Below are 22,160 nucleotides of genomic sequence, written 5' to 3'. Positions count from 1 at the left end.
AGGGCTGCGCCATGGACCATCTCGTACTCACTGTTTTCGCCCCGGACAAGCCCGGGCAGGTAGAGCGCATCGCCCAATGTATCGCCGAGCATGGGGGTAACTGGCTGGAAAGCCGCATGTCGCGGATGGCCGGGCAGTTTGCCGGGATTCTGCGGGTCGGCGTGCCGGCAGAGGCTTACGACGAATTAGTCGATGCCCTACAAACACTGTCGGCGCATGGCATTCGCGTGTTGATTGCCGAAAGTGGTATCGAGCAATCCTGCACCTGGAAACCGATCGCCATGGAACTGGTGGGCAATGATCGCCCGGGGATTGTGCGCGACATCACCCGCTTGCTGAGCGAGCAGGGTGTGAACCTCGAACGTCTGGTGACCGAAGTGCGGCCGGCACCGATGAGCAGCGAGCCGTTGTTCCATGCCGAAGCGATTCTCGCGGTGCCGCTGACGCTGTCGCTCGACGTGCTGCAATCGCGCCTGGAAACCCTGGCCGATGATTTGATGGTGGAACTGGTATTACGCACAGAGGTTTAGGCGCTGCACGGGTTATCCAGTTTAAACGTGCACCTGCCTGTGGATAACCTGTAGAGACTGCCCGCAACGCCACGTCCGCCGTGGTTTTGCGGATACTGATCAAAAAATCGCCAATATTCAGTGAGTTGCGCACAAACGGCGGGGATCACGCTGTGGATAACCTTGGGAAGGAACGATACAGGCCACGAGAACCGTGGCCTGCGAAGTGTTGTGCGTTTTTTGATCAGCTGCGTCGGCGCAGACTTATCCACGCATCGACGCTGTAGACGGCCAGACCGGCCCAAATGAAGATAAACGCCACCAAGGTGCTGGACGACAAGTGCTCACCGAACAGCAACACCGCTTGCAACAACACCAGGGTGGGCGCCAGGTATTGCAGGAAGCCGATGGTGGTGTAGGGCAAGTGCCGGGTGGCGGCGTTGAAGCACACCAACGGAATCAACGTCACCGGGCCGGCCGCCACCAGCCACCAGGCTTCGGACGTCGTCCAGAACTCGGGTTGAGCGCTGGTCGCGGTCGGGTTGAACAGCAGCCATGCGACGGCAATCGGCACCAGCATCCAGGTTTCCACCACCAGCCCCGGCAACGCCTTGACCGGTGCCTGCTTGCGGATCAGCCCGTAGAAACCGAAGGTCAGTGCCAGCACCAGCGACACCCACGGCAGACTGCCGACCTGCCACACCTGCTGCGCCACACCGACCGCCGCCAGACCCACCGCGACCCACTGCATGCGCCGCAGGCGTTCGCCGAGAATCAACATCCCCAGCAGCACGTTTACCAGCGGGTTGATGTAATAACCCAGACTCGCTTCAAGCATGCGCCCGTTGTTCACCGACCACACATAGGTCAGCCAGTTGGCGGCGATCAACGTGCCGCTCAAGGCCAGAATCGCCAAGCGCTTGGGGTTATCGAGCAATTCGCGCAACCAGCCCGGGTGTTTCCACACCATCAGCAGCAGTGCGCCGAACAGCGCCGACCACAGCACGCGATGGATGATGATCTCGACCGCCGGGACTTCGGCGATGGCTTTGAAGTAGATCGGGAACAGGCCCCAGATGATGTAGGCACTCAGGCCCAGAATGTACCCGCGACGCGGGTTGGCGGCTTGCATGCAGAATCCTTGCTTAGGCAGCTAACAAAGCAGGGATTGTAAGGAGGTTTGTCGGTGAATGCCTTAGCGAGAAGGTCGGAAAATTGTGAACACTGGATAAATGTGGGAGGGGGCTTGCTCCCGAAGGCGCTGTGTCAGCCAACATCAATGTTGAATGTCAGACCGTCTTCGGGAGCAAGCCCTCTTCTACAGGGGGTGTGGTGAATCAGAACAGTTTCAGCGGTTCTTCATTGAGTGCCGACAACTGCTCACGCAACGCCAGCACCTGATCGCCCCAATAGCGCTCGGTGCCGAACCACGGAAAGCTGCGTGGAAACGCCGGGTCGTCCCAGCGGCGCGCCAGCCAGGCGCTGTAATGCATAAGGCGCAGGGCGCGCAGCGGCTCGATCAGCGCCAGTTCGCGTGGGTCGAAGTCGTGGAATTCGTTGTAGCCGTCCATCAGCTCCGACAACTGCCCCAGACACTCCTGGCGATCACCGGCGAGCATCATCCAGATGTCCTGCACCGCCGGACCCATGCGGCAATCGTCGAGGTCGACGATGTGGAACATCTCGTCGCGGCACATCATGTTGCCGGGGTGACAGTCGCCGTGCATGCGGATGTTCTGGTGCGGCGTGGCGGCGTAGACGTCTTCAACACGTTTAAGCAGGTCCCGGGCGACCGATTCGTAGGCCGGCAACAGGCTCTTGGGAATGAAGTTGCCTTCGAGCAACGTGGTCAGCGAGGCATGGCCGAAGTTCTGTACGCCGAGGGCTTCGCGGTGTTCGAACGGTTTGGTCGCACCGACGGCATGAATGCGCCCGAGCAACTGGCCGAGGCGATACAACTGATCGAGATTGCCCGGCTCCGGCGCCCGGCCACCGCGACGCGGGAACAGGGTGAAGCGGAAACCGGCGTGTTCGTGCAGGGTTTCGCCGTTGTGGATCAGCGGCGCCACCACCGGGATCTCGACGTCGGCCAGTTCGAAGGTGAACTTGTGTTCTTCGAGGATGGCTTCGTTGGTCCAGCGCTGCGGCCGGTAGAACTTGGCGATCAGCGGTTCGCCGTCTTCGATGCCGACCTGATAGACGCGGTTCTCGTAGCTGTTGAGCGCCAGAATGCGTGCATCGCTCAAAAAACCGATGCTTTCAACGGCATCGAGGACGAGGTCGGGTGTGAGGGTTTCAAACGGATGGGCCATGCTGACTCCTGCGCGCAGCAGGCTGCCGCGTCCGGCCCGGCATGGTAACGCAGACTGTAAGGGTTGAGGGTTTTGCCTTGAATGGTAGGCTGCCTGTAAGGGCCCCTTCGGGAGCAAGCCCCCACCCACAGTGGATTTTCTGTGTACCTGCAATCTTCAATGCGGCACAGATCCAATGTGTGTGGGGCTTGCTCGCGAAAGCCGTTTGTCAGGCGCCGACTATTGCGCCGTCTTCACGGGTAATCGCAATCACCGAAGAGCGCGGTTTGCCGTTCGGCAGATGCTCGGGGAAAGTCGAACCGCCGTTTTCGCCGGGATGCTGAATCCCGACAAACAGGGTTTTCTGATCCGGCGAGAAGCTGATCCCGGTCACTTCACAACCAATCGGCCCGACCATGAACCGGCGAATTTCACCGGTCGCAGGGTCAGCGCAAAGCATCTGGTTGTTACCCATCCCGGCAAAGTCCCCGGCGTTGCTGGCGTCACCGTCGGTCAGAATCCACAACCGCCCGGCCTTGTCGAAACCCAGGCCATCCGGGCTGTTGAACATGTTCTGCGGAGTGATATTCGACGAGCCAGCCTTCGGCGTGCCGGCGTGCACGCCCGGGTTGCCGGCGACCACGAACAGATCCCAGGCGAATGTCTTCGACGCATGATCGTCGCGGTCGGTGCGCCAGCGCAGGATCTGCCCGTAGACGTTTTTCTCACGCGGGTTCGGCCCGCCCACCGGTTGCCCGTCCTCGCCGCGCTTGGCGTTGTTGGTCAGGGTGCAATAAACCTGGCCGTCCTTCGGGCTGACCACGATCCATTCCGGACGGTCCATGCGTGTTGCGCCGACCACACTGGCCGCGAGGCGCGCATGGATCAGCACTTCGGCCTGATCGGCAAAACCGCTGCTGGCGTCGATGCCGTTCTTGCCGTGGGTCAACTCGATCCACTGGCCCTGGCCTTTCGGATGGTCCGGGTTGCCGTCACCGGCATCGAACTTCGCCACGTACAGGGTGCCGTGATCGAGGATATTGCGGTTGGCCTTGGCGTTGCGGTGGTTGATGCGGTCGCGGCTGACGAATTTGTAGATGAACTCGCCACGCTCGTCATCGCCCATGTACACCACGGCGCGGCCGTCGTCGGTTTCGGCCAGGGCCGCGTTTTCATGTTTGAAGCGGCCCAGGGCCGTGCGTTTGACCGGGGTCGACTGCGGATCGAACGGGTCGATCTCGACCACCCAGCCATGGCGGTTGAGTTCGTTGGGGTTCTTGGCCATGTCGAAACGCGGGTCAAACGGGTGCCAGTTGATCTCGCGGCTGGCCGCCGAGACACCGTAGCGCTTCTGCGCCGGGTCGAACTGCTGCTGGGCGTTGCTGCTGCCGAAGCAGTCGGTGAAGTTTTCTTCGCACGTCAGATACGTGCCCCACGGCGTTTTACCGTTGGCGCAGTTCTGGAAGGTGCCGAGGACTTTTTTACCGTGTTTGTCGGCACGGGTTTTCAGCAGGTCGTGACCCGCGGCCGGGCCGCTGATACGCAGTGGCGAGTTGCCGTGGATGCGGCGGTTGTAGCGCGAGCCTTGAACGAATTGCCACTGGCCGTTCTTGCGTTGCACTTCAATCACCGACACGCCTTCGCAGGCCAGGGCTTTGCGCACGTCTTCGGCCGATTGCGGCATGCCGCCGTGCGGGTAGAGGTAGCGATAGTTGGTGTATTCGTTGTTGATCGCCATCAACGCGCGGTTTCTGTCATCCGGGAATTCGAACAGGCTCATGCCGTCGTTGTTGTCACCGAACTGCACTTCCTGCGCGGCGGCGGTGCCGTTGCCACTCGGATCGAAAGCCGGGCCGTTCTTGTGCAGCGGTTGGCCCCAACTGATCAGTACCGAGGACTTATAGCCTTTGGGCAGGGTAATGACGTCGGTGGTCGCGGCGCTAATGCTTTCAAAGCCAAGCAAGCGGCTGTTGCCTGCGCTGACGCCTGTGGCCAGCGCGCTGCGGCTCAACAGGCTGCCACCGAGAAACATGGCCGCGCCGCACAGCGCGCCGGCGCCGATGAAGCCGCGACGGCTGAGGCCGACCATTTTTTCCAGGTCAGTGGATTGGTTTTCTTCTAATAGGCTCACATCAGGCTCCCTGCTTGGTTTTGGCAGCCACCTTAATGGGGAGCGATGAAGTTTTTGTTGCAGGCCGACCCTACAGCGGCGTGCCGATCAGCACGTTGGACGGCGAGAACTGTACGTGCACCGGTTGCTCAACGTTCAGTCCGCGTGTGCGAAGTTGCAGCGGCTCAGCCAGGGCGCAGAGCGTGTGGCCGTTGGGCAGGGCGATGCGCACTTCGCTGGGGCCGTCTTCAGCGTCGAGAATGGCTTCAATCGTGCCGCGCAGAAGATTGTGACCAGATGTTGCAGGTTGCTCGATGCTCAGCAATTCGAGCCAGCCTGCCTTGATCAGCGCCACCACTTCAGTGCCCGGTTGCAGCTCCAGGTGCACGGTGCTGTCGTGGGTGATCTGCGCGTTGAGGCAAAGACCTTCGGCCAACTCCAGGCGGATCAGGTCATTGCGACCCTGGCCGGCGATCGCCACGACTTTGCCGTGCAACTGGTTGCGCGCGCTGGTGCGCAGCATCAGTCGACCGAGCAGGTCGAGGTCGCTGGCATCTTCCGCCGCTTCCAGCACCTGCGCCTGTAAGGCCTGCAGCTTTTGATAAAGGCGCAGCACCCGCTCACCTTCGCTGGACAGTTTGGCCCCGCCGCCGCCCTTACCGCCCACCGCACGCTCGACCAAGGGTTTTTGCGCCAGGTTGTTCAGCTCATCGATGGCGTCCCACGCGGCTTTGTAGCTCAAGCCTGCGCTTTTCGCGGCACGGGTGATCGAGCCCTGTTCAGCGATGTGTTGCAGCAGGGCAATGCGCTGCGGCCGTCGGACGATGTGCTGGGACAACAGGGAAGGCATGGACATGGGGGGACGCTTTTGACTTTGGCGATGGGAGGTGAAATTGGCCGCTGGCAACGCGTGAGTCAAGCCCCTGCCCGCAGGGCCGGTTGCCTGATCAGGATCCGGATTTCGGGGTGCGCGCCAGGCAATACACATCAACCCTTGCCGCGCCGGCGTTCATTAACAATCGAGCGAGCGCCTGAGCCGTGGCGCCGGTGGTCAGCACGTCATCGATCAATGCCAGATGCCGGCCGCGTACATCCGCCTGGGGCGTCAAAGCGAAAGCATTGCGCAAATTGCGTTTTCGCGCCTTGGCATCCAGATCCTGTTGCGCGCGGGTGTCTTGAATCCTGCACAGCACCTGCTCATCGCAAGGCAGGTCCAGTTTTAGGCTCAACCACCGCGCCAGCATCGCCGCTTGATTGAAGCCGCGTTGACGCAGACGTTTGCTGGCGAGTGGCACCGGTAACAACACGTCGGGGCGAGGCAGATCTTCATCAAAGCGATATTGCAGGTATTGTCCGAGAACGTCGGCGAGCAGGTGGCCAAACGGCCATTTTGCGTTGTGTTTAAAACGCGTAATCAGACTGTCCACGGGAAAGCCATAAAGCCACGGCACAGCGACCTGTTCGAACGCCGGCGGCTCTAGCAGGCAGTCTGCGCAAGTCAGGCCGGATTCAGGCAGCGGCAAAGCGCAGGTCCGGCATTGGCCCATGAGCCAAGGCAATTCGGCTTCGCAGGCCATGCACATTGGCGTTTCTGCCTCTGCCGGCTCATCGCACAGCAAACAGGTCTGTACGTTTTTTAAACAGATGTAAACTTGTCCTTCGTATCGTGGTTGACAGCGCATGGCTCTTCCTTAAATATGCCGAACATCCGTGTAGCGACTGTGGGTATTCCGTTTCCCAGTCGCCAGCCAAGCATAACCAAGGAAATACCCATGAGCGCGAGCACCACTGCCACCCTGCGTCACGACTGGTCACTGGCCGAAGTCAAAGCACTCTTCGTACAGCCATTCAACGACCTGCTGTTTCAGGCACAGACGGTGCACCGCGCCCATTTCAACGCCAACCGTGTGCAGGTCTCGACGTTGTTGTCGATCAAGACGGGTGCCTGCCCGGAAGACTGCAAGTACTGCCCGCAGTCTGGTCACTACAACACCGGCCTTGAAAAAGAAAAACTGATGGAAGTGCAGAAAGTCCTCGAAGAGGCGGCACGCGCCAAAGCCATCGGGTCGACCCGCTTCTGTATGGGCGCGGCGTGGAAACACCCATCGGCCAAAGACATGCCGTATGTGCTGCAGATGGTCGAAGGTGTGAAAGCCATGGGCCTGGAAACCTGCATGACCCTCGGTCGTCTCGATCAGGATCAAACCCAAGCGCTGGCCAAGGCCGGGCTCGACTACTACAACCACAACCTCGACACCTCGCCTGAGTTCTACGGCAGCATCATCACCACCCGTACTTACGGCGAGCGCCTGCAAACCCTGGCTTACGTGCGTGAGTCGGGGATGAAGATCTGTTCCGGCGGCATCCTCGGCATGGGCGAGTCGCTCGACGACCGCGCCAATCTGCTGATCCAGTTGGCCAACCTGCCGGAGCATCCGGAGTCGGTGCCGATCAATATGCTGGTCAAAGTCGCTGGCACGCCGCTGGAAAATGCCGACGACGTCGATCCATTCGACTTCATCCGCATGCTCGCGGTGGCGCGCATTCTCATGCCGCAATCCCACGTGCGCCTGTCCGCTGGTCGTGAAGCGATGAACGAGCAGATGCAGGCCCTGGCATTCCTCGCGGGCGCCAACTCGATTTTCTACGGTGACAAATTGCTGACCACCGCCAACCCGCAGGCTGACAAGGACATGCAGTTGTTCGCACGTCTGGGCATTGAGCCGGAAGCCCGCGAAGAGCATTCGGATGAAGTGCATCAGGCGGCCATCGAGCAGGCGTTGGTTGAGCACAAGAGCAGCGAGCAGTTTTATAACGCGGCGGTTTGAAGCCTGCCCCGTTTCCTTTGAAGGAATGCAAAACCCCTGTGAGAGCGGGCTTGCTCGCGAAATCGGTGTGTCAGTAAAGGCGTTGTTGGCTGATACGAGGCTTTCGCGAGCAAGCCCGCTCTCACATTAGAAAACTTGTGCTGACACTCGAGGCCTGCATGTCTTTCGATCTCGCCGCACGCCTTGCTGCCCGCCGTGCCGAAAATCTCTATCGCCAGCGCCCGCTGCTCGAATCCCCGCAAGGGCCCGAGGTGGTGGTCGACGGCCAGCCATTGCTGGCGTTCTGCAACAACGACTACCTGGGCCTGGCCAATCACCCGCAAGTGATCGAAGCCTGGCGCGCCGGTGCCCAGCGCTGGGGCGTTGGCGGGGGCGCCTCGCATCTGGTGATCGGCCATAGCGGCCCACATCATGCACTCGAAGAGGCCTTGGCCGATCTCACCGGGCGCCCACGTGCGCTGCTGTTTACCACGGGCTACATGGCCAACCTTGGCGCGGTCACGGCGCTGGTCGGGCAGGGTGATACGGTGCTGGAAGACCGACTCAACCACGCCTCATTGCTGGACGCCGGGCTGTTGTCCGGTGCGCGGTTCAATCGTTATTTGCACAACGACGCCGGCAGTCTGGCCAAGCGTCTGGAGAAAGCCACCGGCAATACATTGGTGGTCACCGACGGCGTGTTCAGCATGGATGGCGATCTTGCCGACTTGCCAGCGCTGGCCCGTGAGGCCAAGGCCAAGGGCGCGTGGCTGATGGTCGACGATGCCCATGGCTTCGGCCCGTTGGGCGCCAACGGCGGCGGGATTGTCGAGCATTTCGGTTTGGGCCTGGACGATGTGCCGGTATTGGTCGGCACCCTGGGCAAGGCCTTCGGCACGGCTGGCGCATTTGTCGCCGGCAGTGAAGCGTTGATCGAGAGCCTGATCCAGTTCGCCCGTCCGTACATCTACACCACCAGTCAACCGCCGGCGCTGGCCTGCGCAACCTTGAAAAGTCTGGAGTTGCTGCGTAGCGAACACTGGCGTCGCGAGCATTTGCAGGCGCTGATCCGCCAGTTCCGCCACGGCGCTGAACAGATCGGTCTGGAGTTGATGGACAGCTTTACGCCGATCCAGCCGATCATGGTTGGCGACGCCGGCCGTGCTGTGCGTCTGTCGCAGATGCTGCGTGAGCGCGGGCTGATGGTCACCGCGATTCGTCCTCCGACCGTGCCCGCCGGTAGCGCACGACTGCGTGTGACCCTGACCGCCGCCCACAGCGAGGCGCAGGTGCAGCTATTGTTAGAGGGACTGGCCGATTGCTTTGCCCAACTGTCGTCGGAGCCAAGCCATGCGTGATCGCCTGATTCTAATGCCCGGCTGGGGCCTCGGTGTTTCGCCGATGGAGCCTTTGGCTGCTGCATTGCAAGGACTCGATGAACACTTGCATGTCGAGATCGAACCGTTGCCGGAACTCGACTCCAGTGATCTGCAAGACTGGCTCGACGAACTCGATGAACGCATTCCTCAAGATGTCTGGCTCGGTGGCTGGTCGCTGGGCGGCATGCTCGCGTCCGAACTGGCAGCGCACCGCGGCGAACACTGCTGCGGTTTGCTGACGCTGGCGAGCAACCCTGCTTTTGTCGCCCACGAACAATGGCCGAGCGCGATGCCCGGCGAAACCTTCGATGCATTTCTCGCCGGTTGCCATGCCGACCCACGGCTGACCCTCAAGCGTTTCTCGCTGCTGTGTGCCCAGGGCGCGCAAGACCCGCGCGGCTTGTCGCGGCTGATGCTCGGCGCTGCGCCGAACACGGCGCCTGCAACATTGATGGCCGGGCTGGAGTTACTCGCACAACTGGACACCCGTGAAGCCTTGCAGGCGTTTCGTGGGCCGCAGTTGCATTTGTTCGCCGGTCAGGACGGGTTGGTGCCAGCCGAGGCGGCGGGCGAGTTGTTCACCCTGTTGCCGGATATCGAAATTGGTCTGATCGAACAGGCCAGCCATGCGTTTCTTCTGGAAGACCCACACGGAGTAGCGGGCGCGATCCAGGCTTTTTTACATGAGTGCGGTGATGACTGATTTGTCTCTTGTCGCGCTGCCCGGCGGCTTGCCTGACAAGCGCCAGGTCGCGGCCTCTTTCTCCCGCGCGGCGGCCAGCTACGACAGTGTCGCCGAGTTGCAACGTGATGTCGGTACACAGTTGCTGCGGCGTCTACCTGTGGATTTCCGGCCGACGCGCTGGTTGGATATGGGGTGTGGCACCGGCTACTTCACTCGCGCCTTGGCCGAGCGTTTTTTCGCAAGTCATGGGCTGGCACTGGACATCGCCGAGGGCATGCTCGATCACGCGCGTCCATTGGGCGGCGCCGAGCATTTCATCGCTGGCGATGCGGAGCGGCTACCGTTGCAGGATTCGACCTGTGACCTGATCTTCTCCAGCCTCGCGGTGCAGTGGTGTGCGAATTTTGATGCGGTGCTCAGTGAAGCCTTTCGCGTGCTGAAACCGGGTGGTGTTTTCGCGTTTGCTAGTCTTTGTGTCGGGACGTTGTTCGAATTGCGCGATAGCTGGCGCCAGGTTGATGGCCTGGTGCACGTCAACCGCTTCCGCGAGTTCGCTCGATATGAACAGTTGTGTGCGGCCAGTGGTTTGCGCGTCGTAAGTCTGGAGCAGCAGGCGCATGTACTGCACTACCCGGATGTGCGCAGCCTGACCCATGAACTGAAGGCGTTGGGTGCGCACAATCTCAATCCTGGCCGGCCGGACGGGTTGACCGGGCGGGCGCGGATTCTTGGTTTGGTCGAGGCTTATGAGCAATTCCGTCAGGCACAGGGACTGCCGGCGACCTATCAAGTGGTTTACGCCGTGTTGGAGAAACCCTTATGAGCGCAGCCTATTTCATCACCGGGACGGACACCGACGTCGGCAAAACCACCGTCGCCGCTGGGTTGCTGTGTGCGGCGCGTTCGGCAGGGTTGAGCACGGCGGCGGGCAAACCGGTCGCCTCCGGTTGCGAGGTGACGCCAAAGGGGCTGCGTAACGCCGATGCGCTCGCGCTGTTGGCCGAGTGTTCATTGCCGCTGAGTTATCAACAGGTCAATCCGGTGGCGTTCGAACCGGCGATTGCCCCACATTTGGCAGCGCGCGAAGCGGGTGTCGCACTGACGGTGCAATCGCTGCTTACGCCGATGCGCGAGATTCTGGCGATGAATGCCGATTTCACCCTGATCGAAGGCGCGGGTGGCTGGCGGGTGCCGTTGGCGGATCAGGACAATCTGTCGGACCTGGCCATTGCACTGAAACTGCCGGTGATTCTGGTGGTGGGCGTGCGGTTGGGGTGCATCAGTCATGCGCTGCTGACGGCTGAGGCGATTGCTCGGGATGGCCTGCAACTGGCGGGGTGGGTGGCGAATATCATCGATCCCAAGACTTCGCGGCTGGAGGAGAACCTGGCGACGCTGGCTGAGCGGATTCCGGCGCCGTGCCTGGGGCGCGTGCCGAAGTTGAAGGCTTTAAGTGCTGAGGCCGTAGCTGAGCATTTGCAATTGGATCTGCTTGACTAAGTTTTTAGCTATGAACAGGCACTGTGCCATTAGTGTTTTTGACGGGTGTTTTTCTGACGTCTCTGTTTCAATGGCGCCTATTGATCCTTCCCAAGGATGAGAACTTCCATGGAAATCTCTGGTAACACAGCTTTTTATGCGGGTCTGAGTACGATTCAGACCGGGCAAAACCGCGTCGATCAGGCCGCTAGCCAGATCGCCAACAACACCATTGAGCGCTCGGTTACCAGCCAGTCTTCCGAGGCACAGGTCGATCGTCTGCGTGGCGTGGATCGCAGCCAGCAAATGGATCTGGGCAGCGACATGGTCGAGATGGCCCAAGGCAAGTTTCAAGTGGAGCTGGGGGCAAAAGTCGCCAAGGCCTCCGATGAAATGCTCGGTACGATCATCGACACCTTTGCCTGATTTTTCGCCATTCATGCATTGCCGACGCCGCGCCTGTTCGCGGCGTTTTTCGTTGTAAGTCCTTCTCCCTCAACTAATCTTTTTTTATCGCCCGTGGCTCTTTCGAGCGCATGGCGGTTTGCTGTGTCCGGCGTTCGAAAGACGCGATGACGAACGGCAAAAGATCGATGCTTGACAAGATTTCGGCGTAAACGTATGTTTCAAACAACTGTTTGACCGTCACAACAAATCTACGCGGTCGTTCATTCCCGGTTACATCAGCAGAGGTTTATCGCTATGCCTGACTACAAGGCCCCCTTGCGTGATATTCGCTTCGTTCGTGACGAACTGCTCGGCTACGAAGCGCACTATCAGAGCCTTCCGGCTTGCGCAGACGCAACTCCAGACATGGTTGACGCCATTCTCGAAGAAGGCGCCAAGTTTTGTGAGCAGGTACTGGCGCCGCTGAACCGCGTTGGCGACACCGAAGGTTGCACCTGGAGCGAGTCCGGTGTGAAAACCCCGACGGGCTTCAAAGAAGCTTACAAACAATTCGTCGAAGGCGGCTGGCCTAGCCTGGCGCACGACGTTGAGCATGGTGGTCAAGGCCTGCCTGAGTCGCTGGGTCTGGCCGTCAGCGAAATGGTAGGCGAAGCCAACTGGTCGTGGGGCATGTACCCAGGCCTGTCGCACGGCGCGATGAACACCATCTCCGAGCATGGCACTCCTGAGCAGCAAGAGGCGTACCTGACCAAACTGGTTTCCGGCGAGTGGACCGGCACCATGTGCCTGACCGAACCGCACTGCGGCACCGACCTGGGCATGTTGCGCACCAAGGCTGAACCTCAGGCCGACGGTTCCTACAAAGTTTCCGGCACCAAGATCTTCATCTCGGCCGGTGAACACGACATGGCCGACAACATCGTCCACATCGTACTGGCCCGCCTGCCGGATGCACCGGCCGGCACCAAAGGCATTTCCCTGTTCATCGTTCCTAAGTTCATGCCGAACGCTGACGGCACTCTTGGTGCGCGCAACGCAGTGAACTGCGGTTCGCTGGAACACAAGATGGGCATCCACGGTAACGCCACCTGCGTGATGAACTTCGACGGCGCCACCGGTTTCCTGATCGGCCCGGCAAACAAAGGCCTGAACTGCATGTTCACCTTTATGAACACCGCTCGCCTGGGTACCGCGCTGCAAGGTCTGGCCCACGCCGAAATCGGTTTCCAGGGTGGCCTGAAATACGCTCGCGATCGTCTGCAAATGCGCTCCCTGACCGGCCCGAAAGCGCCGGATAAAGCGGCTGACCCGATCATCGTGCACCCTGACGTTCGCCGCATGCTGTTGACCATGAAGGCCTTCGCTGAAGGCAACCGCGCGATGGTGTACTTCACCGCCAAACAGGTCGACATCGTCAAATACGGCGTGGACGAAGAAGAGAAGAAGAAAGCCGACGCACTGCTGGCGTTCATGACGCCCATCGCCAAAGCGTTCATGACCGAAGTCGGTTTTGAATCGGCCAACCACGGTGTGCAGATCTACGGTGGCCACGGCTTCATCGCCGAGTGGGGCATGGAGCAGAACGTTCGCGACAGCCGCATTTCGATGCTGTACGAAGGCACCACCGGTATCCAGGCACTCGACCTGCTGGGCCGCAAAGTGCTGATGACTCAAGGCGAAGCCCTGAAAAGCTTCACCAAGATCGTCCACAAGTTCTGCCAGACCAACGAAGGCAACGAAGCCGTTAAGGAATTCGTCGAACCGCTGGCTGCACTGAACAAAGAGTGGGGCGAACTGACCATGAAGGTCGGTATGGCCGCCATGAAAGATCGCGAAGAAGTGGGCGCGGCTTCCGTGGACTACCTGATGTACTCCGGTTATGCCTGCCTGGCCTACTTCTGGGCTGACATGGCACGTCTGGCAGCCCAGAAGCTGGCAGAAGGCACTGGCGACGCAGCGTTCTACACCGCCAAGCTGCAAACCGCGCGCTTCTACTTCCAGCGCATCCTGCCGCGTACCCGTACCCACGTGGCTACCATGCTGTCGGGCGCCAACAACCTGATGGACATGAAAGAAGAAGATTTCGCGCTGGGCTACTAAGCCTTAACGCGGTCTGCACAGCCGCTGCTCCTTTCGGGGCAGCGGCTTTTTCTTGCCTGATGAAAAATTGTTTAAGCGATGAAAATTCCCCACTAAAACGCTAAGAAAAGACGATTTCCTGCCGTTAAAGAGGCTTCGATGTGACGCGCGTCACACCGCATGTGCTCAACTGCTCAAAATGCAGGCACAATGCCATCTTTTGCCGGGTCGGAGTTCTACCCTTTGCCGCGTTCTTCCGCTGTACGTCTCAGCCATTTCCTACCTTCACTGCTGTTGTTGCTCGCGGGGTTGGCGGCTGCGTACGTCAAAGACCTCAACGTGTTCTTCACGTCGCTGTTCAACGTTTTGCCGACTCTGGTACTGCTGCTGGGCGGTGCCTACTGCGCGGTTTACCGACGTCAGCGCGAACTGTTTCTGATGCTCACGGTGTACATCGCCTACTTTTTGCTCGACACCCAGACCGATTATTACCGCGACAACGGCAAGGTGCGCGAAGACGCTGCCGTGGTGTTCCATCTGGTCTGCCTGCTGCTGCCGTTGTTGTTCGGTGTGTTCGCTGCCTGGCAAGAGCGTACGCATTTGTTTCAGGACATGGTCGCGCGGTTTGCCGTGTTATTGGCCTTCGGCAGCGTGGCGCTGGGGCTTGAGCAAAGTTACCCACAAGCGCTGCTGATGTGGCTTTCGGAAATCCGCTGGCCGGCGCTGCACGGCGCGTGGATGAGCCTGATCCAGTTGTCGTATCCGGTGTTCATCTCGGCCTTTGTGTTGCTGGCCTGGCAGTACTGGCGCAATCCGCGTCCGCTGCACGCGGCGCAACTGGTCGGGTTGCTCGGGGTGTTCTGGATGCTGCCGAAAACCTTCATCCTGCCATTCACCCTGAACATCATGTGCAGTCAGGTGATGTTGATGATTGCGGCGGCGGTGGCGCACGAGGCTTATCAGATGGCCTTTCGCGATGAACTGACCGGGCTGCCGGGCCGGCGCGCGCTCAACGAGCGCATGCAACGCCTTGGCCGAAATTACGTGCTGGCGATGAGCGACGTCGACCACTTCAAGAAATTCAACGACACCCACGGCCACGATGTTGGTGACCAGGTTTTGCGTCTGGTCGCCAGCAAGCTGTCGAAAATCAGCGGTGGCGGTAGGGCGTATCGTTATGGCGGTGAGGAATTCGCCCTGGTGTTTGCAGGCAAAACCCTTGAGGAGTGCATGCCGCACCTTGAGGTGATCCGCGAGTCGATTGCTTCCTACAACATTCAACTGCGCAATCAGGAAAACCGCCCGCAGGATGATCAGCAAGGTCGTCAGCGCCGCGCCGGCTCTGGTGCTTCCAGTGTCTCGGTCACGGTCAGTATTGGCGTCGCTGAACGCGTCGAGCAACGCAACCCCGAACAAGTGCTCAAGTCCGCGGACGAGGCGCTCTACAGCGCCAAGGGCGCGGGGCGTAACTGCGTGGTGGCGTTCGGACAGAACCGCCGTGGCGCGGTGCGCATGGACACTGCCGCCGGTTGAGTGATGACGGCGCATTCAGCGTCTGGACAATGATTGTGGGGCAGGGGAGCCGGCAGTAGGTTGAAGAAATCTGCTGACGGAGAAGCCACCATGCCCGAGTACAAAGCTCCCCTGCGCGACATGCGCTTTCTGATCGACCACGTCTTCGACTTCCACGCCAACTACGCCGCCCTCGGCGCGCATGACGCCAGCCCGGACATGATCAACGCGATCCTTGAAGAGGGCGCGAAGTTCTGTGAGAACGTTCTGGCACCGCTCAATCGCAGCGGTGACGAAGAGGGCTGCCATTTCGACAACGGTGTGGTGACAACGCCTACGGGCTTCAAGCAGGCCTTCGCACAATATGTCGAGGGCGGCTGGCACGGTCTGGCGGCGGATCCGACTTATGGCGGCCAGGGCCTGCCGAGCTCGTTGGGGCTGGTGATCAGTGAAATGGTCGGCTCCAGCAACACGTCCTGGGGCATGTACCCGGGGCTGACCCACGGCGCAATGTCAGCGATCCACGCCCACGGCACCGCCGAGCAGAAAGACACTTACCTGAGCAAACTCACCGCCGGCCAATGGACCGGCACCATGTGCCTGACCGAGGCCCATTGCGGCACTGATCTGGGCATCATCAAGACCCGTGCCGTGCCCCAGGCTGACGGCAGTTACGCGGTCACCGGCAGCAAGATTTTCATCTCTGCCGGCGAGCACGACATGAGCGACAACATCATCCATCTGGTATTGGCCAAACTGCCGGACGCGCCGGCGGGCACCAAGGGCATTTCGCTGTTCATCGTGCCGAAGTTCTTGCCGGATGCTGCGGGTGAGGCCGGTGAGCGCAATGGCGTGTCCTGCGGTTCGATCGAACACAAAATGGGCATCAAGGCTTCAGCCACCTGCGTGCTGAACTTCGACGGCGCCAAGGGCTTCCTGATCGGCGAGCCGAACAAGGGCCTGAACTGCATGTTCACCATGATGAACCACGCACGGCTTGGTACCGGCATGCAGGGGCTGTGTCTGGGCGAGGCGAGTTTCCAGGGTGCGATCAAATACGCCAATGACCGCTTGCAGATGCGCTCACTGACCGGCGCCAAAGCCCCGGACAAAGCGGCCGACCCGATCATCGTCCACCCGGATGTGCGGCGCATGCTGTTGACCATGAAAGCCTTCAACGAAGGCAATCGTGCACTGACCTACTTCACCGCGCAGATGCTCGATGTCGCGCACCTGAGCGGCGATGCCCAAGCGCGTCAGGACGCCGAAGACCTGTTGGCGTTCCTCACGCCGATCTGCAAAGCGTTCATGACTGACACCGGGCTGGAAGTGACCAACCACGGCATGCAGGTGTTCGGCGGGCATGGGTTCATTCGTGAATGGGGCATGGAGCAGTTGGTTCGCGACTGCCGGATTGCGCCGATCTACGAGGGCACCAACGGCATTCAGGCGCTCGATCTGCTCGGGCGCAAGGTGCTTGGCAGTCAGGGCAAGCTGCTGCGGGGCTTCACTAAAATCGTCCACAGGTTCTGCGCGGCGAATGCTGAGCATGCGCAACTGGGCAGTTTTGTCGCTCAGCTCAACGAGCTGAACCAGCAGTGGGGCGACCTGACCATGAAGGTCGGCATGGCGGCGATGAAGAACCCGGACGAAGTCGGTGCCGCCTCGGTGGACTATCTGATGTACAGCGGCTACATCATTCTCGGCTATCTATGGCTGCGCATGGCGCAGGTGGCGCAGGCGCAACTGGACGCGGGCGAGGGTGAGGCGGATTACCTTCGGGGGAAACTGGCAACGTGCGAGTTCTATTTCAAACGGCTATTGCCGCGCACGGCGGCGCATCGTGCGGCGGTCGAGGCGGGTAGCGATTGTCTGATGAAACTGCCGGCAGAGCTATTTGCGCTCTAAGCGCAAAAAAAAGATCGCCGCCTTCGTCGGCTTCTCCAGGTAATCGCGTTTTACCTGGGTCGCTGGCGAAGGCTGCGGTCTTTTTTGTGGTGACTAAAAATAACAAATCAGTCACCGGTTGACCCTATGTGTCGCAAAAGTTGTTGAGGTACACTCAGCCTCAACGAAAGCACCATTCCACGAATCACCTGTTTAGATCTTGCGAGGTTTGCCATGGCTGACTACAAAGCGCCGCTGCGCGATATGCGCTTCGTCCTCAATGAAGTATTCGAAGTCGCCAAACTCTGGGCTGAGTTGCCGGCACTGGCAGAGACCGTTGATGCTGAAACGGTTGAAGCGATTCTCGAAGAGGCTGGCAAGGTCACCAGCAAAAGCATTGCGCCGCTGAGCCGCGCCGCTGACGAAGAAGGTTGTCACTGGGCCGACGGTGCCGTCACCACGCCCGCCGGTTTCCCACAGGCCTATCAGACTTACGCTGAAGGCGGCTGGGTCGGTGTTGGCGGTGATCCGCAATACGGTGGCATGGGCATGCCCAAAGCCGTGTCGGCCCAGGTCGAAGAAATGGTCAACTCCGCCAGCCTGTCCTTCGGTCTGTACCCGATGCTGACCGCCGGTGCTTGCCTGTCGATCAACGCCCATGCCAGCGAAGAGTTGAAAGCCGCGTACCTGCCAAACATGTACGCCGGCGTCTGGGCCGGTTCCATGTGCCTGACCGAGCCGCATGCCGGCACTGACCTGGGCATCATCCGCACCAAGGCCGAGCCGCAGGCCGACGGTTCCTACAAGGTCAGCGGCACCAAGATCTTCATCACCGGTGGCGAACACGACCTCACTGAAAACATCATCCACCTGGTGTTGGCCAAACTGCCGGACGCGCCGGCCGGTCCGAAAGGCATTTCGCTGTTCCTGGTGCCGAAGTTCATGGTCAATGCCGATGGCAGCCTGGGCGCGCGTAACCCGGCCAATTGCGGTTCGATCGAACACAAGATGGGCATTCAGGCGTCCGCGACCTGTGTGATGAACTTCGACGAAGCCGTCGGGTATCTGGTCGGCGAGCCGAACAAGGGCCTGGCCGCGATGTTCACCATGATGAACTACGAACGTCTGGGCGTCGGTATTCAAGGTCTGGCGACTGGCGAGCGCTCGTATCAGAACGCCGTTGAATACGCCCGTGACCGGCTGCAGAGCCGTTCGCCGACCGGCGCGCAGAACAAAGACAAGGTCGCTGACCCTATCATCGTCCACCCGGACGTGCGTCGCATGCTGCTGACCATGAAAGCCTCGAACGAAGGTGGGCGTGCGTTCTCCACCTACGTCGCGATGCAACTCGACACCGCCAAGTTCAGCGAAGACGCGACCACGCGCAAGCGTGCGGAAGATCTGGTCGCGTTGCTGACGCCGGTGGCCAAGGCATTCCTCACCGACCTAGGCCTGGAAACCACCGTACACGGCCAGCAGATTTTCGGCGGTCATGGCTACATTCGTGAATGGGGCCAGGAGCAACTGGTGCGTGACGTACGCATTACCCAAATCTACGAAGGCACCAACGGCATTCAGGCGCTGGACCTGGTCGGACGCAAGATCGTCGGTAGCGGCGGTGCGTTCTACAAACTGTTCGCTGACGAGATCCGCCATTTCACCGCAACCGCCAGTGCTGATCTGGGCGAATTCACCAAGCCGCTGAACGAGGCTGTCGACACCCTTGACGAGTTGACCGCATGGCTGCTGGATCGGGCAAAAAACAACCCGAACGAAATCGGCGCGGCGTCAGTCGAATATTTGCAAGCGTTTGGCTACACCGCTTACGCCTACATGTGGGCATTGATGGCCAAAGCCGCATTGGGCAAAGAAGCGCAGGAAGATTTCTATGCCAGCAAGCTCGGCACTGCACGCTTCTACTTCGCCCGTCTGCTGCCGCGTATTCATTCGTTGAGCGCGTCGGTAAAGGCTGGCAGCGAGTCGCTGTTCCTGCTGGAGGCGGCGCAATTCTGATGATGTAACGTCATGTAAGCATTTGCTTACGTGACATGATGCTGTTCTCCCATAGGCGTAGATTGGATCCACAGCTAATCTACATTTCATGGACGTCGCGCAGGAAGCGCAAAGCAACAACACGGACACGTAGGATTCTGCCAGGGTGGCGGAGTGAAATGGATGTCAGGGAAACAGTCTGCAAAGCCCCGCTTCGGCGGGGTTTTCTTTTTCCCGCAGAAAAGTCTCAGGCCAAGGGGACCAGTGGCGATGCGCCTGTAAGCGGTCTCTCCTCACGCGCCATCACCTCTTCCAGCAATGTGCGCAATAGCGCCAAAGAAGCCTGCTGACGTTGCACATCGCGACACACCAGCCCGACTTTCAATGGCACCCGAGGTTCGCTCAGCGGTTTCCACAGCAGGTCCTGATCGTGGTACTCCTTCTGAGAACGTCCCGGCAGCACCGTCGCCAGTTTGGTGTGCGGCAGACTGTCGAGAATCCCCACCATATTGTTCAGCTCGGCCTGTACCTGCGGGCGCCGTCCGAGGCTGGTCAGCTGTGCCTGCCAGATCTGACGAATCTGAAATTCTTCCCCCAGCAGCAACATTGGCAATTCGGCCGCTTGGCGCATCGATACTTTCTTGAATTCACGCAATGGATGATCCGCCGGGATGACCAGCGTCAGTTCATCTTCGTACAGCATCACGCCATGGAGGCCCGGTTGGCGCGGCGGTAGATAACTGATGCCGATGTCCAGCGAACCATTGAGCAGGCGCCGTTCGATCTCCAGCCCGGTCAACTCATAGATTTGCACAACGAGATGCGGTTGGGCCTTGCGCACGCGTTCGAGCAGTTGCGGCACCAGGCCGGTGTGTACGGTTTGCAGCACACCAATCGCCAGCGTGCGCAACGCCTGACCCTTGAAGTTACCCAGCGCCTCGCGCGCCCGTTGCAAGCCATCGAGCAAGGGCTGCGCGTGGTTGTACAGCGTGTGCGCAGCCAGCGTCGGCAGCAGGCGTTTGCTGCTGCGTTCGAACAGGGTGACGTCGAGGTTCTGCTCAAGCTGGCGGATCTGCTGCGACAACGCCGGTTGCGAGATCGACAGCCGCTCAGCAGCCCGGCCGACATGGCCTTCTTCGTAGACCGCGACGAAATAACGCAGTTGTTTGAAATCCATAAGTAACACTTATCGAAAATGCTGGGAAATCGAAATGGCTCGAAGCCGTCAGTGGGCCTAGTCTACCCGCATTCACAAGGCTTACAGGGCCAGAAAGCGCGATGAAGAACGTTCGCTTCGACAGTGTTTGCATAGGCAGTTCAAAAAACCCCAAGCGAGGTTTTTTTCAATGAATCTGTTCAGTTTGCGGCGCCAGACGCCAAGCCTTGATGACCTCTCATTCGAGGCCGCCCCGCCCGATACCGGCGAGCGCCTGATGCCGAGCGTCGAGCGACCACACCAGGTGTTCGTCCGGGGCCAGGGTTCTTGGCTATGGGACAGCAACGACCGGGCTTATCTGGACTTTTCCCAGGCGGGCGGCGCCAACAGTCTCGGTCACAGTCCTTCAGCGCTGGTGAAAGCCATCACCAGTCAAGCCCAGGCGCTGATCAATTCTGGTTTCAACCTGCACAATCGCGGCATGCTCAGCCTTGTCGAACGCCTGTGCGCCAGCACCTCCAGCGATCGTGCTTATTTGCTCAACAGCGGCAGCGAAGCCTGTGAAGCGGCAATCAAACTGGCGCGCAAGTGGGGCCAACTGCATCGCGGTGGCGCCTCGCGGATCATCGTTGCGAAACAGGGCTGTCATGGCCGTAGTCTGGCGACGATTTCAGCGTCGGACAGTGGCAACCTGCACAACCGTTTCGCTCCGTTGCTGCCGGGTTTCGACCGCGTGCCGTTCAACGATTTGCCGGCCCTGCACGCGGCGGTCGATGCGCAGACCGTGGCCATCATGCTGGAGCCGATCCAGAGCGATGCCGGGGTGGTTGCGGCCACCGAGCATTACCTCAAAGGCGTTGAGCGTCTGTGCCGCGAGTTGGGCATTCTGCTGATTCTCGACGAAGTGCAGACCGGCATCGGCCGCTGCGGCACCTTGCTTGCCGAACAATCCTACGGCGTTCGTGCCGATATCGTCGTACTGGGCAAAGGTCTGGGTGGTGGCGTGCCATTGGCGGCGCTGCTGGCACGAGGCAAGGCTTGCTGTTTCGAACCCGGTGAACTGGGCGGCACCCATCACGGCAACGCGCTGATGACAGCGGCCGGTCTGGTGGTACTCGACAGCGTGCAGGACCGGGCCTTTCTTGAACAGGTCAAAGACAACGGCCAGCATCTGCGCGAAGGTCTTGCGCGTTTGGCTCATCGCTACGGCCATGGCGAGTTGCGTGGTCAAGGGTTGTTCTGGGGCCTCACCCTGTCGGACGATTCAGTCGAAGCTGTGGTCCAGGCCGCACGGCACGAAGGCCTGCTGCTCACCGCTGCGCAACCCGACTGCCTGCGCTTCACCCCGGCGCTCACTGTCAGCAAAGCCAACATCGACGAAATGCTCCTGCGCCTGGCCCGAGCCTTCTCCCGCGTGCTTGGCGCACAGATGCAATGCCGCAAAGGGATTGCCGTCTGATCCGAACTGTCTTACCCGAATTCAAGAACCGTCTCGCGGTATAACGCACGCCCTACGCCTGATTCTTTTGGCGTGGGGCGTTTTTTTGTACGCAGTAGTGGCAAACAGCAGTCAGATGCAGTGAACCCTGACGAACGGCAAAGGTCGATTAGCTTGTATGGCTCAAATGAGCCAGCCCCCACTCAGGAGCTGCCCCATGGACTTTATTCGCATCATCATCGCTATTCTGTTACCGCCGCTGGGTGTGTTTCTGCAGGTCGGGTTTGGCGGGGCGTTCTGGTTGAACATTTTGCTGACGTTGTGCGGCTACATTCCCGGGATCGTGCATGCGGTTTACATCATCGCCAAGCGTTGAGTTCTGCGGCGTCAGGTAAATAGTCTTCGCGAGCAAGCCCGCTCCCGCACTG

The 22,160-nt window shown here is 60.1% G+C and carries 19 protein-coding genes; 13 read left to right on the top strand and 6 right to left on the bottom strand.

The window, feature by feature from the left end; translation table 11 throughout:
• The first annotated feature begins 11 nt into the window (after nucleotides 1-11).
• Nucleotides 12-530 (top strand): glycine cleavage system protein R, encoded by a 519-nt coding sequence (locus AACY18_RS05265; protein WP_339430243.1) that lies wholly within the window; start codon nucleotides 12-14, stop codon nucleotides 528-530.
• A 223-nt stretch (nucleotides 531-753) separates the two neighbouring features.
• Here the strand turns inward: AACY18_RS05265 and rarD are convergent, their stop codons facing one another.
• From rarD to AACY18_RS05240, 5 genes are all read right to left on the bottom strand, one after another.
• Nucleotides 754-1,641, bottom strand: coding sequence for an EamA family transporter RarD (gene rarD / locus AACY18_RS05260; RefSeq protein WP_339430242.1), 888 nt, complete (start codon nucleotides 1,639-1,641; stop codon nucleotides 754-756).
• Nucleotides 1,642-1,846: 205 nt separating this feature from the next.
• A complete protein-coding gene (locus tag AACY18_RS05255) occupies nucleotides 1,847-2,821 on the bottom strand; it encodes a serine/threonine protein kinase (protein ID WP_339430241.1) in 975 nt (324 codons plus the stop codon).
• Nucleotides 2,822-3,029: 208 nt separating this feature from the next.
• Nucleotides 3,030-4,931, bottom strand: a complete 1,902-nt coding sequence (locus tag AACY18_RS05250; protein WP_339464453.1) for a PhoX family protein — start codon at nucleotides 4,929-4,931, stop codon at nucleotides 3,030-3,032.
• A 70-nt stretch (nucleotides 4,932-5,001) separates the two neighbouring features.
• Nucleotides 5,002-5,766: a TOBE domain-containing protein gene (locus AACY18_RS05245; RefSeq protein ID WP_339430239.1), complete on the bottom strand. Its 765-nt coding sequence runs from the start codon at nucleotides 5,764-5,766 to the stop codon at nucleotides 5,002-5,004.
• A 91-nt stretch (nucleotides 5,767-5,857) separates the two neighbouring features.
• Nucleotides 5,858-6,592, bottom strand: coding sequence for a ComF family protein (locus AACY18_RS05240; protein WP_339464452.1), 735 nt, complete (start codon nucleotides 6,590-6,592; stop codon nucleotides 5,858-5,860).
• 90 nt (nucleotides 6,593-6,682) lie between these two features.
• Between AACY18_RS05240 and bioB the strand changes: the two genes are divergently transcribed.
• The 10 genes from bioB to AACY18_RS05190 all read left to right on the top strand — a co-directional run bounded on the left by bioB (nucleotide 6,683) and on the right by AACY18_RS05190 (nucleotide 19,159).
• The gene (bioB, locus tag AACY18_RS05235; protein WP_339430237.1) at nucleotides 6,683-7,738 is read left to right on the top strand and encodes a biotin synthase BioB; all 1,056 of its coding nucleotides are present in this window, start codon (nucleotides 6,683-6,685) and stop codon (nucleotides 7,736-7,738) included.
• Nucleotides 7,739-7,896: 158 nt separating this feature from the next.
• The gene (gene bioF, locus AACY18_RS05230; protein ID WP_339430236.1) at nucleotides 7,897-9,075 is read left to right on the top strand and encodes an 8-amino-7-oxononanoate synthase; all 1,179 of its coding nucleotides are present in this window, start codon (nucleotides 7,897-7,899) and stop codon (nucleotides 9,073-9,075) included.
• Nucleotides 9,068-9,799: an alpha/beta fold hydrolase gene (locus AACY18_RS05225; protein ID WP_339464451.1), complete on the top strand. Its 732-nt coding sequence runs from the start codon at nucleotides 9,068-9,070 to the stop codon at nucleotides 9,797-9,799. Before bioF ends, AACY18_RS05225 begins: the two co-directional genes overlap by 8 nt.
• Nucleotides 9,792-10,604 (top strand): malonyl-ACP O-methyltransferase BioC, encoded by an 813-nt coding sequence (gene bioC / locus AACY18_RS05220; RefSeq protein ID WP_339464450.1) that lies wholly within the window; start codon nucleotides 9,792-9,794, stop codon nucleotides 10,602-10,604. Before AACY18_RS05225 ends, bioC begins: the two co-directional genes overlap by 8 nt.
• A complete protein-coding gene (gene bioD / locus AACY18_RS05215) occupies nucleotides 10,601-11,281 on the top strand; it encodes a dethiobiotin synthase (RefSeq protein ID WP_339464449.1) in 681 nt (226 codons plus the stop codon). Before bioC ends, bioD begins: the two co-directional genes overlap by 4 nt.
• Before the next feature lie 108 nt (nucleotides 11,282-11,389).
• The gene (locus tag AACY18_RS05210) at nucleotides 11,390-11,686 is read left to right on the top strand and encodes a pyrroloquinoline quinone biosynthesis protein PqqE (protein WP_221731127.1); all 297 of its coding nucleotides are present in this window, start codon (nucleotides 11,390-11,392) and stop codon (nucleotides 11,684-11,686) included.
• Nucleotides 11,687-11,962: 276 nt separating this feature from the next.
• Nucleotides 11,963-13,768, top strand: coding sequence for a phenylacyl-CoA dehydrogenase (locus AACY18_RS05205; protein WP_339430232.1), 1,806 nt, complete (start codon nucleotides 11,963-11,965; stop codon nucleotides 13,766-13,768).
• Nucleotides 13,769-13,990: 222 nt separating this feature from the next.
• Complete coding sequence (locus AACY18_RS05200) at nucleotides 13,991-15,280, top strand: GGDEF domain-containing protein (RefSeq protein WP_339430231.1); 1,290 nt, start codon at nucleotides 13,991-13,993, stop codon at nucleotides 15,278-15,280.
• 90 nt (nucleotides 15,281-15,370) lie between these two features.
• Nucleotides 15,371-17,167 carry an acyl-CoA dehydrogenase C-terminal domain-containing protein gene (locus AACY18_RS05195; RefSeq protein ID WP_339464448.1) on the top strand — a complete coding sequence of 599 codons (1,797 nt, stop codon included), beginning with the start codon at nucleotides 15,371-15,373 and terminating at the stop codon, nucleotides 17,165-17,167.
• Nucleotides 17,168-17,380: 213 nt separating this feature from the next.
• Nucleotides 17,381-19,159: an acyl-CoA dehydrogenase C-terminal domain-containing protein gene (locus AACY18_RS05190; RefSeq protein ID WP_339430229.1), complete on the top strand. Its 1,779-nt coding sequence runs from the start codon at nucleotides 17,381-17,383 to the stop codon at nucleotides 19,157-19,159.
• A 226-nt stretch (nucleotides 19,160-19,385) separates the two neighbouring features.
• Here the strand turns inward: AACY18_RS05190 and AACY18_RS05185 are convergent, their stop codons facing one another.
• Nucleotides 19,386-20,315: a LysR family transcriptional regulator gene (locus tag AACY18_RS05185; protein WP_339464447.1), complete on the bottom strand. Its 930-nt coding sequence runs from the start codon at nucleotides 20,313-20,315 to the stop codon at nucleotides 19,386-19,388.
• 169 nt (nucleotides 20,316-20,484) lie between these two features.
• On the opposite strand from AACY18_RS05185, the gene AACY18_RS05180 reads away from it, so the two are divergent.
• Together AACY18_RS05180 and AACY18_RS05175 are read left to right on the top strand one after the other, a co-directional pair.
• Nucleotides 20,485-21,753, top strand: coding sequence for an aspartate aminotransferase family protein (locus tag AACY18_RS05180; protein ID WP_339464446.1), 1,269 nt, complete (start codon nucleotides 20,485-20,487; stop codon nucleotides 21,751-21,753).
• Nucleotides 21,754-21,949: 196 nt separating this feature from the next.
• Entirely contained in the window at nucleotides 21,950-22,108 is a 159-nt protein-coding gene (locus AACY18_RS05175; protein ID WP_003228885.1) for a YqaE/Pmp3 family membrane protein, read from the top strand.
• The last annotated feature ends 52 nt before the right edge of the window (nucleotides 22,109-22,160 follow it).

Source organism: Pseudomonas sp. EA_65y_Pfl2_P74 (assembly GCF_963970575.1).
Lineage (GTDB): Bacteria > Pseudomonadota > Gammaproteobacteria > Pseudomonadales > Pseudomonadaceae > Aquipseudomonas > Aquipseudomonas baetica_A.
The sequence above is the reverse complement of the archived record's forward strand: the minus strand, read 5'-3'. Positions and strand labels throughout refer to the sequence as shown.

Excerpts from the sequence above, each read along its gene's own strand:
- AACY18_RS05255 (WP_339430241.1), bottom strand. The coding sequence starts at position 2,821 with ATGGCCCATCCGTTTGAAACCCTCACACCCGACCTCGTCCTCGATGCC.
- AACY18_RS05265 (WP_339430243.1), top strand. The coding sequence starts at position 12 with ATGGACCATCTCGTACTCACTGTTTTCGCCCCGGACAAGCCCGGGCAG.
- AACY18_RS05180 (WP_339464446.1), top strand. The coding sequence starts at position 20,485 with ATGAATCTGTTCAGTTTGCGGCGCCAGACGCCAAGCCTTGATGACCTC.
- AACY18_RS05245 (WP_339430239.1), bottom strand. The coding sequence starts at position 5,766 with ATGTCCATGCCTTCCCTGTTGTCCCAGCACATCGTCCGACGGCCGCAG.
- rarD (WP_339430242.1), bottom strand. The coding sequence starts at position 1,641 with ATGCAAGCCGCCAACCCGCGTCGCGGGTACATTCTGGGCCTGAGTGCC.
- bioD (WP_339464449.1), top strand. The coding sequence starts at position 10,601 with ATGAGCGCAGCCTATTTCATCACCGGGACGGACACCGACGTCGGCAAA.
- AACY18_RS05210 (WP_221731127.1), top strand. The coding sequence starts at position 11,390 with ATGGAAATCTCTGGTAACACAGCTTTTTATGCGGGTCTGAGTACGATT.
- AACY18_RS05175 (WP_003228885.1), top strand. The coding sequence starts at position 21,950 with ATGGACTTTATTCGCATCATCATCGCTATTCTGTTACCGCCGCTGGGT.
- AACY18_RS05240 (WP_339464452.1), bottom strand. The coding sequence starts at position 6,592 with ATGCGCTGTCAACCACGATACGAAGGACAAGTTTACATCTGTTTAAAA.
- bioB (WP_339430237.1), top strand. The coding sequence starts at position 6,683 with ATGAGCGCGAGCACCACTGCCACCCTGCGTCACGACTGGTCACTGGCC.
- AACY18_RS05190 (WP_339430229.1), top strand. The coding sequence starts at position 17,381 with ATGGCTGACTACAAAGCGCCGCTGCGCGATATGCGCTTCGTCCTCAAT.
- AACY18_RS05195 (WP_339464448.1), top strand. The coding sequence starts at position 15,371 with ATGCCCGAGTACAAAGCTCCCCTGCGCGACATGCGCTTTCTGATCGAC.
- AACY18_RS05185 (WP_339464447.1), bottom strand. The coding sequence starts at position 20,315 with ATGGATTTCAAACAACTGCGTTATTTCGTCGCGGTCTACGAAGAAGGC.
- AACY18_RS05205 (WP_339430232.1), top strand. The coding sequence starts at position 11,963 with ATGCCTGACTACAAGGCCCCCTTGCGTGATATTCGCTTCGTTCGTGAC.
- bioF (WP_339430236.1), top strand. The coding sequence starts at position 7,897 with ATGTCTTTCGATCTCGCCGCACGCCTTGCTGCCCGCCGTGCCGAAAAT.
- AACY18_RS05225 (WP_339464451.1), top strand. The coding sequence starts at position 9,068 with ATGCGTGATCGCCTGATTCTAATGCCCGGCTGGGGCCTCGGTGTTTCG.
- bioC (WP_339464450.1), top strand. The coding sequence starts at position 9,792 with ATGACTGATTTGTCTCTTGTCGCGCTGCCCGGCGGCTTGCCTGACAAG.